Annotated in this window: 14 protein-coding genes and 1 pseudogene; 7 read left to right on the top strand and 8 right to left on the bottom strand. The window is 72.5% G+C overall.

Going from position 1 to position 13,578, the window contains the following annotated elements:
* Positions 1 to 34: 34 nt before the first annotated feature.
* Positions 35 to 898 (top strand): PhzF family phenazine biosynthesis isomerase, encoded by an 864-nt coding sequence (locus ABZY44_RS16310; RefSeq protein ID WP_356654178.1) that lies wholly within the window; start codon positions 35 to 37, stop codon positions 896 to 898.
* A complete protein-coding gene (locus ABZY44_RS16305) occupies positions 895 to 1,530 on the top strand; it encodes a GNAT family N-acetyltransferase (RefSeq protein ID WP_356654176.1) in 636 nt (211 codons plus the stop codon). The genes ABZY44_RS16310 and ABZY44_RS16305 overlap by 4 nt, the downstream gene beginning before the upstream one ends.
* On the opposite strand, the gene efeU is transcribed toward ABZY44_RS16305, so the two are convergent.
* From efeU to efeO, 3 genes are read right to left on the bottom strand one after another with little or no spacing between them, the layout of a single operon-like run.
* Positions 1,531 to 2,391: an iron uptake transporter permease EfeU gene (gene efeU / locus ABZY44_RS16300; RefSeq protein ID WP_356654174.1), complete on the bottom strand. Its 861-nt coding sequence runs from the start codon at positions 2,389 to 2,391 to the stop codon at positions 1,531 to 1,533.
* 17 nt (positions 2,392 to 2,408) lie between these two features.
* A complete protein-coding gene (gene efeB, locus ABZY44_RS16295; RefSeq protein WP_356654172.1) occupies positions 2,409 to 3,707 on the bottom strand; it encodes an iron uptake transporter deferrochelatase/peroxidase subunit in 1,299 nt (432 codons plus the stop codon).
* A gap of 33 nt (positions 3,708 to 3,740) precedes the next feature.
* A complete protein-coding gene (efeO, locus tag ABZY44_RS16290; RefSeq protein WP_356654170.1) occupies positions 3,741 to 4,880 on the bottom strand; it encodes an iron uptake system protein EfeO in 1,140 nt (379 codons plus the stop codon).
* Positions 4,881 to 5,227: 347 nt separating this feature from the next.
* Here efeO and ABZY44_RS16285 point away from each other — a divergent pair.
* Positions 5,228 to 5,863: pseudogene (locus ABZY44_RS16285) on the top strand (PhzF family phenazine biosynthesis protein); the annotation flags it as partial.
* Between the two features lie 175 nt (positions 5,864 to 6,038).
* Here ABZY44_RS16285 and ABZY44_RS16280 read toward each other — a convergent pair.
* Positions 6,039 to 6,704 (bottom strand): biliverdin-producing heme oxygenase, encoded by a 666-nt coding sequence (locus ABZY44_RS16280; RefSeq protein WP_356654168.1) that lies wholly within the window; start codon positions 6,702 to 6,704, stop codon positions 6,039 to 6,041.
* A gap of 124 nt (positions 6,705 to 6,828) precedes the next feature.
* Complete coding sequence (gene map, locus ABZY44_RS16275; protein ID WP_356654166.1) at positions 6,829 to 7,686, bottom strand: type I methionyl aminopeptidase; 858 nt, start codon at positions 7,684 to 7,686, stop codon at positions 6,829 to 6,831.
* A gap of 72 nt (positions 7,687 to 7,758) precedes the next feature.
* On the opposite strand from map, the gene ABZY44_RS16270 reads away from it, so the two are divergent.
* Positions 7,759 to 7,992 (top strand): hypothetical protein, encoded by a 234-nt coding sequence (locus ABZY44_RS16270; protein WP_356654164.1) that lies wholly within the window; start codon positions 7,759 to 7,761, stop codon positions 7,990 to 7,992.
* 87 nt (positions 7,993 to 8,079) lie between these two features.
* Here ABZY44_RS16270 and ABZY44_RS16265 read toward each other — a convergent pair whose 3' ends face one another.
* Positions 8,080 to 8,685, bottom strand: a complete 606-nt coding sequence (locus ABZY44_RS16265) for a hypothetical protein (protein ID WP_356654162.1) — start codon at positions 8,683 to 8,685, stop codon at positions 8,080 to 8,082.
* 147 nt (positions 8,686 to 8,832) lie between these two features.
* Here ABZY44_RS16265 and npdG point away from each other — a divergent pair, with 147 nt between their 5' ends.
* Together npdG and ABZY44_RS16255 are read left to right on the top strand one after the other, a co-directional pair.
* On the top strand, positions 8,833 to 9,549 hold the full coding sequence (gene npdG, locus ABZY44_RS16260) for an NADPH-dependent F420 reductase (RefSeq protein WP_356654160.1): 717 nt from the start codon (positions 8,833 to 8,835) through the stop codon (positions 9,547 to 9,549).
* A gap of 221 nt (positions 9,550 to 9,770) precedes the next feature.
* Positions 9,771 to 10,043 carry a hypothetical protein gene (locus ABZY44_RS16255; RefSeq protein WP_356654158.1) on the top strand — a complete coding sequence of 91 codons (273 nt, stop codon included), beginning with the start codon at positions 9,771 to 9,773 and terminating at the stop codon, positions 10,041 to 10,043.
* 103 nt (positions 10,044 to 10,146) lie between these two features.
* Here ABZY44_RS16255 and ABZY44_RS16250 read toward each other — a convergent pair whose 3' ends face one another.
* Complete coding sequence (locus tag ABZY44_RS16250; protein WP_356654156.1) at positions 10,147 to 12,240, bottom strand: TerD family protein; 2,094 nt, start codon at positions 12,238 to 12,240, stop codon at positions 10,147 to 10,149.
* Positions 12,241 to 12,464: 224 nt separating this feature from the next.
* On the opposite strand from ABZY44_RS16250, the gene ABZY44_RS16245 reads away from it, so the two are divergent.
* Positions 12,465 to 12,647 (top strand): hypothetical protein, encoded by a 183-nt coding sequence (locus tag ABZY44_RS16245; protein ID WP_356654154.1) that lies wholly within the window; start codon positions 12,465 to 12,467, stop codon positions 12,645 to 12,647.
* A gap of 77 nt (positions 12,648 to 12,724) precedes the next feature.
* Here ABZY44_RS16245 and ABZY44_RS16240 read toward each other — a convergent pair whose 3' ends face one another.
* Positions 12,725 to 13,546: a site-2 protease family protein gene (locus ABZY44_RS16240; RefSeq protein ID WP_356654152.1), complete on the bottom strand. Its 822-nt coding sequence runs from the start codon at positions 13,544 to 13,546 to the stop codon at positions 12,725 to 12,727.
* Between the last annotated feature and the right edge of the window lie 32 nt (positions 13,547 to 13,578).

The following is a 13,578-nucleotide window of genomic DNA, read 5'->3' as shown; positions in this document are numbered from 1 at the left end:
GAATGCGGGCCCGGGGGGCCGGGTTGAGGCGAGCATGACCGACGTGCTGCGTTACACCGCGTTCTCCGAAGACCCCGCCGGCGGCAACCCCGCGGGAGTCGTGCTCGACGCGACCGGCCTCGACGAGGCCGCCATGCTGGAGATCGCCGCCCGGCTGAACTACAGCGAGAGCGCCTTCCTCACCGCCCCGCCCGAGGGTCTCGGCGGTGCGGAGGGCCGGAGCTTCACCGTGCGCTACTTCAGTCCCAAGGCGGAGGTCCCCTTCTGCGGGCACGCCACCGTGGCCACCGCCGTGGCGCTCGCCGAGCGGATCGGTCCCGGCGAGCTGGTCTTCTCGACCCGGGCGGGCACCGTGCCCGTCTCGGTGACGCGGGCGGACGGGGGCGCCCTGCGGGCCACCCTGACCAGCGTCGAACCGCACACCGAGGACCTGGACCCGGCCGACCTCGCCGAGGCGCTGGCCGCCATCGACTGGCCGGCCGCCGACCTGGACCCGCAGTTCCCGCCGCGGATCGCCTACGCCGGAGCCCGCCACCTGGTGCTCGGCGCGGCCACCCGGGCCCGGCTCGCCGACCTCGACTACGACTTCGCCCGGCTGGAGGCGCTGATGCGGCGCCTGGATCTCACCACCGTCCAGCTCGTGCACCGCGCGGGCCCGGTGGAGTTCCACGTACGCAACCCCTTCCCCGTCGGCGGCGTCGTCGAGGACCCGGCGACCGGCGCCGCCGCGGCGGCCTTCGGGGCGTACGCGCGCGAGCTCGGCCTGGTCCCGGCCGACTCCGTGCTCACCCTCCACCAGGGCGCGGACATGGGCCGCCCCGGTCACCTCACGGTGGAACTGCGCGCGGACGATCCGCGGGTCCGTGTGGGCGGCGCGGGCGTGCGCATCCCGTCATGAGCGGTCCCGTCGAGCATCCCGCCGGGCGTGCCCCCGCGCACCCGGTCGCGGGCACCGGGCTGCGGACCGAGGTCCACGAGGCCCTGCCCGCCGGGCTCGCCGCGCAGGTGGCGGCCCTCGAGGAGCAGGCGTGGCCCGGGGCGGCCGCCGGCCACGATCCGGCGCTCGCGCCGAAGGCGGTGCTCCTGCTCGACGGGAGCGGCAGCGTCACCGCCTCGCTGGCGCTGCTGTACAAGCCGGTCCGGTTCGAGGAGGGGCGCACGTACCGCGCGGCCGGGCTGAGCGGGGTGGTCACCCGGGCCGGGCTGCGGGGCCGCGGCCACGGAGCCAGGCTGGTGGCCGCGGCCCGGGCCGTGCTCGCCGCGGACCCGGCGGTGGACCTCGCGCTGTTCAGCTGCGACCGGGCACTGGCCCCGTTCTACGAGGCCGCCGGCTTCGAGGTGCTCCCCGGCACCGTCCTGGTCGGCGGCACCCCCGCCGACCCGCTGGCCACGGACGCCCCCGGCTTCGACAAGCTCGTCCTGGCGGCCTTCTTCACCGCGGACGGCGAAGGCCGCACGGACGGGGTCCGTGCGGTCTTCACCGGCGTTCGGGTACCGCTCCACCCGGGGACGGTGGACCGGCTGTGGTGATCAGGACCGGGTCGGCTCCGGCTTCGGCTTCAGCTCCGGCGCCTGCCCGGCCTTGCTGCGGCGGATCACCGACGGGGCCAGGAACAGCGTGAGGACCGGGATCAGGTAGGCCAGCCACACCACGAGCTGGAGCACGGTCGGGTCCGGCTGGAAGTTGAAGGTGCCCTTCAGCAGGGTTCCGTACCAGCTGTCCGGCGGGACCGTCGTGCTGATGTCGAAGGCCCTGCTGGCCAGACCCGGCAGGAAGTCCGCCTCCTGCAGGTCGTGCACCCCGTACGCGAGCACGCCCGCGGCGACGACGACCAGCATGCCGCCGGTCCAGGTGAAGAACTTCGACAGGTTGATCTTCAGCGCACCCCGGTAGAACAGCCAGCCCAGCAGGATCGCGGACCCGATCCCGAGCAGGACGCCGATCAGCGGGCCCGTGCCGTTGCCGGCGGCGTGCACCGAGCGCCACACGAACAGCGAGGTCTCCAGGCCCTCCCGGCCGACGGCCAGGAACGCGGTGGTCACCAGCGCGCCGGTGCCCATCGCGAGCGCCGCGTCGAGCTTGCCCTGGAGCTCGGCCTTCAGGTGCCGCGCGGTGCGCTTCATCCAGAAGACCATCCAGGTCACCAGGCCGACCGAAATGATCGACAGGGAGCCGCCGATGGCCTCCTGCGCCTTGAAGGTCAGTTCCTGGGTGCCGAATTCGAGGCCCGCGCCGAAGGCCAGCGACAGGGCGGCGGCCAGGCCGACGCCCAGCCACAGCGGTGCCAGCTTGTCCTTGTTGCCGGTCTTCACCAGGTAGGCGATGAGGATGCAGACGACGAGGCTGGCTTCCAGCCCCTCGCGCAGCCCGATCAGATAATTGCTGAACACTTCGGTTCTCCCGGTCCCTACGCGAACAGCGTCCGGCCCCACCAGTCGTCCTTGTCGCGGACGCCCGGCGGGACGGCGAAGACGGCCGAACCCACGTGCTGGATGTATTCGTTGAGCGCGTCGTTCTTGGACAGCTGCCGCTGGATCGGAACGAAGCCCTTGCGGACGTCGCGCTGGTAGGCGAGGAAGAACAGGCCCGCGTCGAGCCGGCCCAGTCCGTCCGTGCCGTCGGTGAACGAGTAGCCGCGGCGCAGGATCGTCGCGCCGTTGTTGGTGTCCGGGTGGGCGAGACGGACGTGGGCGTCCGGCTTCATCGCCTTCAGGAACGGCTCGTCGCGCTCCTTGGACTTGCCGACCGGGGCGCCCTCGCCCTTGTCGCGGCCGAAGATGTCCTCCTGCTCGCCGAGCGGAGTGCGGTCCCAGGTCTCGATGTTCATCCGGATGCGGCGGGCCACCAGGTACGAGCCGCCGGTCAGCCAGGCGCTGCCGTCGCCCGCGCCGACCCACACGTGCTTGTCCAGCGCCGCGCTGTCGGTGCCCGAGACGTTCCGGGTGCCGTCCTTGAAGCCCATCATGTTGCGCGGGGTCTGCGCGTCCGGGGTGGTGGACGAGGTCTTGCCGAAGCCGAGCTGCGACCAGCGCACCGCCGTCTTGCCGAAGCCGATGCGGGCGAGCTGGCGGATGGCGTGCACCGCGACCTGCGGGTCGTCGGCGCAGGCCTGGACGCACAGGTCGCCGCCCGAGCGGGCCGGGTCGAGGTTGTCGCCGGGGAAGGGCTCCAGGTCCACCAGGGCCTCGGGGCGCTTGCCCTCCAGACCGAAACGGTCCTTGGCGAACAGGCCCGGACCGAAGCCGATGGTCAGGGTGAGGCGGGAGGCCTTCAGGCCCAGGGCCTCGCCCGTGTCGTCCGGCGGGGCCTCCGGGAGACCGCCGTAGCCGCCCTCGCCGACCGGGTGACCGGCCGTCATCAGCCGGGCCGCCTCGGTCCAGTCCTTGAGGAGCTTGACCAGCTCGCCGCGGTCCTTCGTCTTCACGTCGAAGGCCGCGAAGTGCAGGCGGTCCTGGACGGCGCTGGCGATACCGGCCTGGTGCTCACCGTGGAAGGCCACGGCCGCCCCGGCGGAGGCCGCCGAGACCAAGTCCGAGTCCCTGGAAAGGGCCAGGGCCGTGCCGCCGGCCGCGGCGGCGCCGAGCGCGAGGCCCGCACCGCCCCAGCCGAGGACGGAGCGCCGCGAGGGCGCGCCCTTGGCCTGCTCCTGCGCGGACACCCCTTCGGGTCCCCGCTCGGGGCTCTGTTCGGACACTGACTCGGTCATCCGGGTCTCCCGCCTGTTCTGCCGTTACCGGAATTACTTCGCGACCGCGGCGGCCAGCTTCGAGAGCGGCTCGGCCAGCGCGTTGACGCCGTCCGAGAGCTCCTTGCGCTCCGCGTCGCCGACCTTGTCGTACGCGGTGTACTCGTAGGCGGCCTTGTTCGGGCGGTACTTCTCCAGCAGGTTGTTCAGCGCCGCGAACTGCTTTTCCAGCTCGGCGGAGAGCGCGGGGTCGTTCTTCGAGATGATCGGCTTGAGCAGCTCGTACGCCTTCTCCGCGCCCTCGACGTTGGCCTTGAAGTCGACCAGGTCGGTGTGGGAGTAGCGCTCTTCCTCGCCCGTCACCTTGCCGGTGGCGACCTCGTCGAGGAGCTCCTTGGCGCCGTTCGCCATCGAGGTGGGGGTGATCTCCGCCTGGCCGACCTTCTTCTGCCATTCGGTCAGGTCGGCGATCAGGGTGTCGGCGAGCTTCTTGTCCGCGTCGTCGATCTTGTTGTCGGCGAAGAGGGACTTCTCCAACTTGTGCCAGCCGGTCCAGTCCTGGCCCGGCTCCAGGCCGTCCTCGCGGACGTCGACCTTCGGGTCGATGTCACCGAAGGACTCGGCGACCGGCTCGGTGCGCTCCCAGCCGATGCGCGAGGGCGCGTACGCCTTCTTCGCGGCCTCGACGTCGCCGGCCTTGACCGCGTCCGCGAAGGCCTGGGCCTTGGGCATGGTCTCGTCGGCCTGCTCCTGCACGTACTTGCGGTACGAGGCGACCGCGGCGTCGGCCTCGGGGCTGCGCTTCTCGGTGCCGCCCTTGCCGGTGGCCGTGACCTGCTGGCGGATGCCGTCGCCCTTCATGCCGGGCTTGCAGGCGATCTCGTAGTCGCCCGCCTTGAGCTCGGCGGTGATGCTGGCCTTGGTGCCGGCGCCGATGTTCTCGCGCTCGGCGACGATGCGGTCGTCGGGGAAGAGGACGTAGAGCTCGGTGACCTTGGAGCCCTTGTTCTCGACCTCGAAGACCACCTTGCCCGCGGGGAACTCCTTGGCGGAGACCTCGCAGGCGGTGTCGGAGGCCGCCACGCGGATCGTGCCGTCGCCGGACGCGTCACTCTTCTCGGAGCAGCCGGTGACCGCGGAGAGGGCGGCCACCACGGCGGCCGCGGTGACGACGGTGAGGCGGGCGGGACGCATAGGAGGCTCCTGGCAGTCTGGCGTTCGGCAGACGGCCGCCCCGATCATGTGGGGGCGGCCGGTGAGGCGGACCTAACTTAACCGAGGCTTACCTCACCCATACCCGCGCGTCCAGTGATTCAGGCCACATGTTCGGCCGCCGGACACGGGGTCGTCACGGCCGACCCATCGCATTCCCAAGGAATGGTCAAGCGGAGGTCAACCCTCCGTGGCGGACCGAGCCGGCGGAGTCCCGGCGCGCGGGTGCGGGAGCACCTCCGGCGCCCGCGCGCCGAGTCGGCGGCGGCGCGGTCTTCGCGGCGCGCGGGCGGCGGACGGCAGGAACCGGGCCGTGCTTCAATGCCCGCGTGAACGATCTCGACGTCCTGAGGGTCTTCTGCGCGGGTGACGGCGGCCACGGCAACCTGCTCGGCGTCGTACGTGACGGCCGGACCTGCCCCGACGACGCGTCCCGGCAGGCGTTGGCCGCCGAACTCGGTTACAGCGAGACGGTGTTCGTCGACGACCCCGAGCGCGGGGTCGTCGACATCCGGACACCCGGAGCCCGGATGTCCTTCGCCGGGCACCCCCTGGTCGGCGTCGCGTGGCTGCTCGACATCGAGGAGCTCCGGCCCCCGGCCGGCGCCGTATGGGCGCGCGACGACGGGGAGTTCACCTGGATCACCGCCCGGCCCGAGTGGGTCGAGGGCAAGCGCACCGAGCAGTACGCCGACGCCACCGCGGTGGAGGCGCTGGAGGCTCCGCCGCCGGGCGAGGGCTGGCTGTACGCATGGGCGTGGGAGGACGAGGCCGCGGGCCGGATCCGGGCCCGCGGTTTCCCGCGCCGCTCCGACGGGGTGATCGCCGAGGACGAGGCCACCGGCTCGGCGGCGATCCTGCTGACGGCCGAGCTGAACCGGGCCCTGAACATCACCCAGGGCGCGGGCTCCCAGATCCTCACCGCCCCCGGCCCGGACGGCACGATCGAGATCGGCGGCCGCGTCCGTTTCGACCCGGGCGGGAACCCGCTGCGCGGCCTGGGTCCGCGGACGGGTGCCACCAGAACCGAGGACGGCGGCCGCAGCCGCGTACGGGTCCCGGAACTGACCGCGCGGATGGTCCGCACCGAGGAGGACCGCCCTGCCGGACCGGCGGCCGGCGCCCCGCCCGCCGCAGGGGCTACGCGCTCAGGGGGAACTGCTCGCCCAGCTCGCGGAACACCGACCCGTTGAAGCCGAAGGCGCGCTTGCACTCGTCGATGATGCGCTGCTTCTCCAGGTCGTCCGCGGCGATCGCGTCCAGCAGCTCGCGGTAGGTCCGCTTGAAGGCCGCCGGGTTGGGGATGTCGGCGAAGACGTAGAAGCGGACGCCGTCGCCCTTGCGCTCGAAGCCCCAGGTCCGCTCCGCCTTGTCGCGGATGATCTGGCCGCCGGAGAGGTCGCCCAGGTAGCGGGTGTAGTGGTGGGCGACGTACCCGCCCGGCCAGGAGGCCGCGCACTCGGCCACGCGGGCCGCGTAGGCCTCGGTCGAGGGCAGCGCCACCAGCGTCTCGCGCCACCGCGGACCCCGCAGGTGGGCGAGGTCGCGCTCGATCGCCGCCCCGCGCATCAGCTCCGGCCGCACGAACGGCCCGGCCACCGCGTCGTCCCTGAGGGCCTCGGCGGCGTCCTCCAGGGCCCGGTACACGAACCACAGCTGTTCGGTGTAGCGCGTGTACGCGTCCACCCCGAGCCGGCCGCCGAGCAGGTCGCTCATGAAGGTCGAGGTCTCCGCCTCGGTGTGCTGCTCGTGCGAGGCGACGCGGATGACGGTGGAGAAGGCGTCCAAGGCGGACCTCCGGAACATCGGAAGAAGAGGAGGGGACGGGTGTGGCGGCCGTGCCGCCACACCGATCCTCCTGGTGAGGCTTACGTCAATGTGTTCCCGACGCCTTGTCGGTAAAAACCTCCGGGACGTGAATCTCTCCGGTTCAGGGCAGCGTCAGGATCTCCGCCCCGGTGTCGGTGACCACGAGCGTGTGCTCGAACTGCGCGGTGCGCTTGCGGTCCTTCGTGACGACCGTCCAGCCGTCCTCCCACATGTCGTACTCGTGGGTGCCCAGGGTCAGCATCGGCTCGATGGTGAAGGTCATCCCGGGCTCGATGACGGTGGTGGCGTGCGGGCTGTCGTAGTGCGGGACGATCAGGCCGGAGTGGAAGGACGAGTTGATTCCGTGGCCGGTGAAGTCCCGGACCACGCCGTAGCCGAAGCGCTTCGCGTACGACTCGATGACCCGGCCGATGATGTTGATCTGGCGGCCCGGCCTCACGGCCTTGATGGCCCGGTTCAGGGCCTCCCGGGTGCGCTCCACGAGAAGCCGGGACTCCTCGTCCACGTCGCCGCAGAGGTACGTGGCGTTGTTGTCGCCGTGCACCCCGCCGATGTACGCGGTCACGTCGAGGTTCACGATGTCGCCGTCCCGCAGGACGGTCGAGTCGGGGATCCCGTGGCAGATGACCTCGTTGACCGAGGAACACAGGGACTTGGGGAAGCCGCGGTAGCCCAGCGTCGAGGGATAGGCGCCGTGGTCGCACATGTACGCGTGGGCGACCCGGTCCAGCTCGTCGGTGGTCACCCCCGGCGCGATCAGCTTGGCGGCCTCTTCCATCGCCTGGGCGGCGATCCGGCCGGCGATGCGCATGGCCTCGATCGTCTCGGGTGTCTGCACCTCCGGTCCGGTGTACGGCGTGGGCGCGGGCTTGCCCACGTACTCGGGCCGGCGGATGTTTCCGGGAACGGAACGGACGGGGGTGAGCTCGCCTGGTACGAGCAGCGACTGGCCAGACATGCAAGCGAGTGTATCGAGCGGGTATGGGGCAGCATGGCGGCAGAGAGCGACGGAGAGAGGAGCCCGAGGACGATGGCCCTGTTCAAGAAGCGCCAGGTGGGCAAACCGGGCGAGTGGTACTACTGCCTGGTCCACAAGAAGGTCGAGGAAGGGCCCGAGTGCCCGGCGAAGGACCGTTTCGGCCCTTACGCGACGCCGGACGAGGCCACGCACGCCATGGAGACGGCGCAGGAGCGCAACCTCGAATGGCAGAACGACCCGCAATGGAACGACACGACGCGCGAGGGCGACGGAACCGCTCCCTAGCCGTATGGCCCCGGGCGGGCGGGCGGGCGGGCGGGCGGCCGGCGTGCGGCCCCGGGGCGCTCGGCATGCGGCCCCGGGCGGCCGCGGCTACCAGCGGCTGGGCGGTGGCGCGGTCAGCTGATCGGCCAGCCGCGCCAGCCGGTCCCGCAACCGCCGCGTCCCGCGCTGCACGGGCAGGCCGTTCTCCCCGGCCGCCGCGCTGACCAGGTGCTGCACGGTGTCCAGGTCCAGTTCGGCCGCGCCTCCGGGGACCGACAGGGTCTCGTGCGCGAGCGTCCCGAGAGCCGGATCCCCGCCGTCCAAGGACAGCACCGTCGCCCCCGCGCGCCGGGCGTCGTGGACCCGTTCCAGGAGCCCCCCGCCGGGCTGCTCCGGAGCCACCACCAGCACGGTGTGCCCGCGCCGGGCGGCCGCCAGCCGGGTCAGGCCGACCGAGAGGTGCGGGGCGTCGCCCGGCAGTACGTGGTGCCGTACGAGCGTGGGCGCCAGCTCGGGCAGTCCGGACCAGGCGGCCTCGTCGACCAGGTGCGCGGCCATGTGCCAGGGCTCGTACAGCTCGGTCCCCACCAGCAGCAGGTTCCCGCCGGCCGGCACGACGGACCGCCGCAGCGCCCCGGCGAAGCGGCGCGCGGCGCCGGGCCACTCCGTACCGGCGAGTACCTCGCGCAGCAGCGCGACTCTCACGGCATCCATACCGGCATCCTGCCGCACAGAAGGGACATGTGGGAGCCGTTCCCCCCAACCGCCCCCTTACCGCGCCCGCGTCCCGCCCCCGCCGCGCGGCGACCTCACACCCCGCGCGCATTCGCGTCTGCCCGTCCCGGCGTTACCCTCGCCCCCATGACCTCCACAGACAGCACCCAGCAGCCCCCCGCGAAGGCTCCCGCCAAGGACCCGTGGGACCTCCCCGACATCTCCGGTCTCGTCGTGGGCGTCCTCGGCGGCACCGGCGACCAGGGCCGCGGCCTCGCCTACCGGCTCGCCCGGGCCGGCCAGAAGGTGATCATCGGATCCCGCGCCGCCGACCGCGCGCGCACCGCCGCCGAAGAGCTCGGCCTCGGGGTGGAGGGCGCGGACAACTCCGAGTGCGCGCGCCGCAGCGACATCGTGATCATCGCGGTGCCGTGGGAGGGCCACGCCAAGACCCTGGAGTCGCTGCGCGAGGACCTCGCGGGCAAGCTCGTGGTCGACTGCGTCAACCCGCTCGGGTTCGACAAGCAGGGCGCGTACGCCCTTCAGGTCGACGAGGGCAGCGCGGCCCAGCAGGCCGCAGCCCTGCTCCCGGACTCCCGGGTCACGGCGGCCTTCCACCACCTCTCCGCGGTCCTCCTCCAGGACGAGTCGATCGAGGAGATCGACACCGACGTGATGGTCCTCGGCGAGGTCCGCGCCGACACGGACATCGTCCAGGCCCTCGCCGCCCGCATCCCGGGCATGCGCGGCGTCTTCGCCGGTCGGCTGCGCAACGCCCACCAGGTCGAATCCCTGGTGGCCAACCTCATCTCCACCAACCGCCGCTACAAGGCCCACGCGGGCCTGCGCGTCACGGACGTCTAGCGGCCACCGCGTCGGCCCGGTGCCGCCCTCGCGGCACCGGGCGGCCTGCTGGAACGCGGGCGGACGTGCGGGCGCCGGTGCGGTGCTCTAGCGTCGGAAGGGCGGGGACGATCGATGCGCAGAGCCGGCCGCCCCCCGGAGTGCCCGCTCCTCGCCGCCCCCGCCCGTGGTCCGGCGCACTCGCGGATCGCGTGACCGACCGAGAGAGCAGGTGCATCCGCATGCGTCCGTCGGCCCGTATCCCCAGCATCCTCGCCGGCCTGGTCCTGGCCGCCGGCGGCGCCGTCTTCGCCGCCCCGGCCGCCACCGCCGCCCCCACCAGCGTCCAGGATTGCGAGCAGTACCTCGTACAGCACGGCAAGAAGACCACGGACGCCGTCGGACAGGCCTGCTACCAGGGCGAGATCGGCAACCAGACCAGCTGCGTCGCGAGCCTCCAGGCGGCCGGCATCTCCGCGACGGACGCGAACGGGGCCTGCCGCGCGGCCCACTAAGGCGAGGGGATGCCCGGGCCGCCGCCCCGGCGTCCGGCCCGGACCCGGCTCCCCGGCCGCCCGGATCCTCGCGGAACCGGGCGGCCGGGGTGTGAGCAGCGGGTCAGCCCCGGCGCCCCGCACGGCCCTCGGCCGGAACCAGATGGGTCACCACGCCCCGGTAGAAGCGGTCCACGGCCTCGTCCACGCTCCGGATGAAACCGGACTCCGTGTTGCCGCGCGTACTGCCCATGCCCTTGAGCAGCGACAGCCGGTACCCCACGACCGCCGCGCCGTTCGCGGGCAGCAGGTCGCCCGGCTCGGGGCGCAGCCGCTCCAGCGTGCCGCGCGGCCCGTTCCCGGCCTCGACGAGGCTCTCCACGTGCAGGTCGGCCGGCGCCTCCGCGAGCAGCTTGAGCAGCCGCTTAGCCGCGGCCAGCGGGTACGCGCCCTCGGGTGCGGGCACGTCGACGGACGTGCGGACCTTGGACGTCCTGAGGTCGGCGCTCACCGCGATGACACCGCTGGTCCCGTCGACGCGCAACTCCGCGGAGAGCTTGCCGCCGGTGCACAGGGCCTCTGCCGCCGCGACGCGCCGGGCCTGCGGATCGCTGCCCCGCCGGGCCCGCTGCACCGGGAGTGCCTTCTGGCCGAGCTCCCCGCCCAGGCGCAGGCAGACCTGCCGGATCAGCCGTTCCCAGCTCTCGACCACTTCCACGGCCCGGACGTCACCGTGGCTGAGGGTCTCGTCCTCGATGCCCTTGCGTACCGGTACCCACGCGGCGCCCATGTTCTGGAACCCGTGACAGCCCGACTGCTCGTGCCGCAGATACTCGAGGAGCTCCTGCAGGAGCCAGGCGTGCGCGGCGTTGCCGACGCCCTCGTGCCGGATCAGCATCTGGGCCTGGTGCGCGACCTCGGCCCAGGACAGGTGCCAGAGACTGACCTTGTGCTTGCGCCGGCCGTCGGTCTTCACGTCCACCATGGGGCGGCCTTCGAGGGCCACGTCGTTGGAGACGGTGATCACGGCCTCGTAGCCGCGGCGGGCGGCGATGTCCATGTACTCCTGGATCTGCTGGGCCTTGAGCGGGGTGCCGTTGGTCTTCGTCTCCACGAGCGCGGTCCACAGCTTGCCCGCGCGCTCCACCCGGATCACGCCGTCCGGGCGGCGCGGAGCGTCCCCGTGGGGGAGCACGACCTCGGTGAAGGTCTGCATCCGGCCGGCGGGCGCGCCGAAGGCGGCGGTGAGGCGGCGGCCGAACTCCGGGACCTGGGCCATGACCGAGAGCAGGACCGAGGTGGCGCGGACCTCCCGTTCCCTGTCGCTCTTGAGCGAGGGGACCGGGAACAGGCGGGCCTGGGTCCAGGACTCGTTCTCGGCGAGCGACTTCGGGGCCACCTTGGGCAGGGTGACCTTCTTCCTGGTGGTGCGGGGGCCGCGGCCGCGGGTCTGGGCCGGCACGGGGGAGGCGACGGGGACGGCCGGGGAGACGGGAGCGACGGGGGCGGGCGGCGCCGCCGCGACGGCTTGCGCGGTGTCCGCCGGGCCCACGGGGTCCACGGCGGCCACGGGGTTCACAGGGTTCACAGGGTCCACCGGACGCGCGGCGCCCGCCGCATCCGGCGATGCGCCGGCCTCCGCCCCCGCCCCCGCCGTCTCCTCCTCCTCGGTCTCCTCCAGCACCGGGATGCCGAAGTCCGTCGCCAGGCCCGCGAGGCCGGTCTCGTAGCCCTGGCCGACCGCGCGGAACTTCCACTCCTCGCCCCGCCGGTACAGCTCGCCGAAGATGAAGGCCGTCTCCACGCTCGCGTCGTCGATCGAGTAGCCGACCAGGGGTTCGCCCGAGCGGTCCGCGATCGACATCCGCAGGTCGTCGAGGTCCCCGAAGCGGGCACCGCCGTACCGGCTGGCCGCGACCACGATCCTCGCGACCTCCCCGGGAACCGCGGTCAGGTCGACGCTGATGCGGTCCTCGTCGCCGTTGTCGGTGGGCGTCTTGCCCAGCAGCTGCACGCTTCCGTCGGCGGCCGCCGGGTTGTTGTAGAAGTAGAAGTCGTTCTCGTCGCGGATCTTGTCGTTCCCGTCCAGCAGCACCACGGAGACGTCCGCGTCACCGGCTCCGGAGGCGCTGCTCCAGCTCAGGCTCACGACGACCGCACCCGCGTCCTCGCTGAGGGCGGTCAGGCTGACGTTCGCGCCCTTCGTGATTTCCTGCATGTGTTCCCCCCAGTCGCCCGGCGTCGTCCGTGGCGGACCGTGGCGGCCGGGCTGTCGTCGCGTGGGTGCTTCGCACCGCGTGAGGGTGCGCCCCCGGCGAACCGTAGCCGTGGCGGGCGGGACAGATCACGAGAAAGTGGAAAACGGCCGGACGGGAGCACGCGCGGCCATGGGGGACACTGGGAGGGCTTGAACCGCTTCAGTGCCTCCGAGGAGCTTCAGACATGCCCCGCCTTGCCGTCTTCGCCATCGTCCTCTGCGTCCTCGCGACGGCCGCGGCCGTCGTCTCCTTCGTCCAAGGCAGCCTGCTCGGGATCGTCTGGGTGCTGATGGCCGGCGTCACGTCGAACATGGCCTGGTTCTACGTGCGCAGGGCGAAGGTCGAGAAGGCGCGCGCCGCCGTCTAGTTCCCGGTGGTTCCCGGCGGGGACCGGTCCTTCGCCGCCCGTTCCGTCAGGGCACGCCCGTTCCCGTCCGGATCCCCTCAGGTCCCGTCGGTGGTCGTGCAGTAGCCGCTGGTCTCCTGCCAGAAGCGGTAGAGGTCGCGGCCGCAATAGCTCTCCAGGTCGCTCACGCCCAGGGCGGACATCAGCCCGTCCACCACGCCGAAGAAGTACGCGTTGACCTCCGGGACCCACAGCAGCGCGAAGACGGCCAGCAGCCCGAAGGGGGCCAGCGGCGCCACCTCGCGGCGGATCCGGTGGGAGAGCCAGGGCTCGATGATGCCGTAGCCGTCGAGGCCCGGGACCGGCAGGAAGTTCAGGATCGCCGCCGAGACCTGGAGGAAGGCGAGGAAGGCGAGCGCGAAGCGGAACGGCAGCGGCACCCCGTCGAGGGCGTCCAGCCAGAACGGGGCCGTGCAGACGGCCGCGAAGGCCACGTTCGTCAGCGGGCCGGCCGCCGAGATGAGGCTGTGCCGCCAGCGGCCCTCGATCCGGTCGCGCTCGATGTACACCGCGCCGCCGGGCAGACCCAGGCCGCCCATGATCACGAAGATCACCGGCAGGACGATGCTGAGCAGCGCGTGCGTGTAGGCGAGGGGGTTCAGGGTCAGGTAGCCCTTGGCGCCGACGCTGAGGTCCCCGCTGTGCAGGGCGGTGCGGGCGTGCGCGTACTCGTGCAGGCAGAGGGAGACGATCCACGCCGCCGTGACGAAGAGGAAGACGGCCAGGCCGGTACTGGCCGAGTACCCCGTCCACACGGCCCACCCGGTCACCGACATGACGGCGACGATGCCGAGGAACACGGGACTGATCCGCTGCTCGCTGCGGTCGTGGCTACGGTTGCGGTACCCCAGGCGATCCATACCGGGAACCTACCTTGCGAAAACACGGCGGC

Source organism: Streptomyces sp. NPDC006544 (assembly GCF_040611715.1).
In the GTDB taxonomy this organism is placed as follows: domain Bacteria; phylum Actinomycetota; class Actinomycetes; order Streptomycetales; family Streptomycetaceae; genus Streptomyces.
Note: the sequence above shows the minus strand (reverse complement) of the source record. Positions and strands in the feature narration are given on the sequence as shown.

Bases quoted from the DNA above. Each gene is read 5' to 3' on its own strand.
- npdG (WP_356654160.1), top strand. From the start codon at position 8,833: ATGACCTCCACAGACAGCACCCAGCAGCCCCCCGCGAAGGCTCCCGCC.
- ABZY44_RS16280 (WP_356654168.1), bottom strand. From the start codon at position 6,704: ATGTTCCGGAGGTCCGCCTTGGACGCCTTCTCCACCGTCATCCGCGTC.
- ABZY44_RS16270 (WP_356654164.1), top strand. From the start codon at position 7,759: ATGGCCCTGTTCAAGAAGCGCCAGGTGGGCAAACCGGGCGAGTGGTAC.
- efeO (WP_356654170.1), bottom strand. From the start codon at position 4,880: ATGCGTCCCGCCCGCCTCACCGTCGTCACCGCGGCCGCCGTGGTGGCC.
- ABZY44_RS16310 (WP_356654178.1), top strand. From the start codon at position 35: ATGACCGACGTGCTGCGTTACACCGCGTTCTCCGAAGACCCCGCCGGC.
- efeB (WP_356654172.1), bottom strand. From the start codon at position 3,707: ATGACCGAGTCAGTGTCCGAACAGAGCCCCGAGCGGGGACCCGAAGGG.
- ABZY44_RS16255 (WP_356654158.1), top strand. From the start codon at position 9,771: ATGCGTCCGTCGGCCCGTATCCCCAGCATCCTCGCCGGCCTGGTCCTG.
- ABZY44_RS16305 (WP_356654176.1), top strand. From the start codon at position 895: ATGAGCGGTCCCGTCGAGCATCCCGCCGGGCGTGCCCCCGCGCACCCG.
- ABZY44_RS16265 (WP_356654162.1), bottom strand. From the start codon at position 8,685: ATGGATGCCGTGAGAGTCGCGCTGCTGCGCGAGGTACTCGCCGGTACG.
- ABZY44_RS16240 (WP_356654152.1), bottom strand. From the start codon at position 13,546: ATGGATCGCCTGGGGTACCGCAACCGTAGCCACGACCGCAGCGAGCAG.
- ABZY44_RS16245 (WP_356654154.1), top strand. From the start codon at position 12,465: ATGCCCCGCCTTGCCGTCTTCGCCATCGTCCTCTGCGTCCTCGCGACG.
- ABZY44_RS16250 (WP_356654156.1), bottom strand. From the start codon at position 12,240: ATGCAGGAAATCACGAAGGGCGCGAACGTCAGCCTGACCGCCCTCAGC.
- map (WP_356654166.1), bottom strand. From the start codon at position 7,686: ATGTCTGGCCAGTCGCTGCTCGTACCAGGCGAGCTCACCCCCGTCCGT.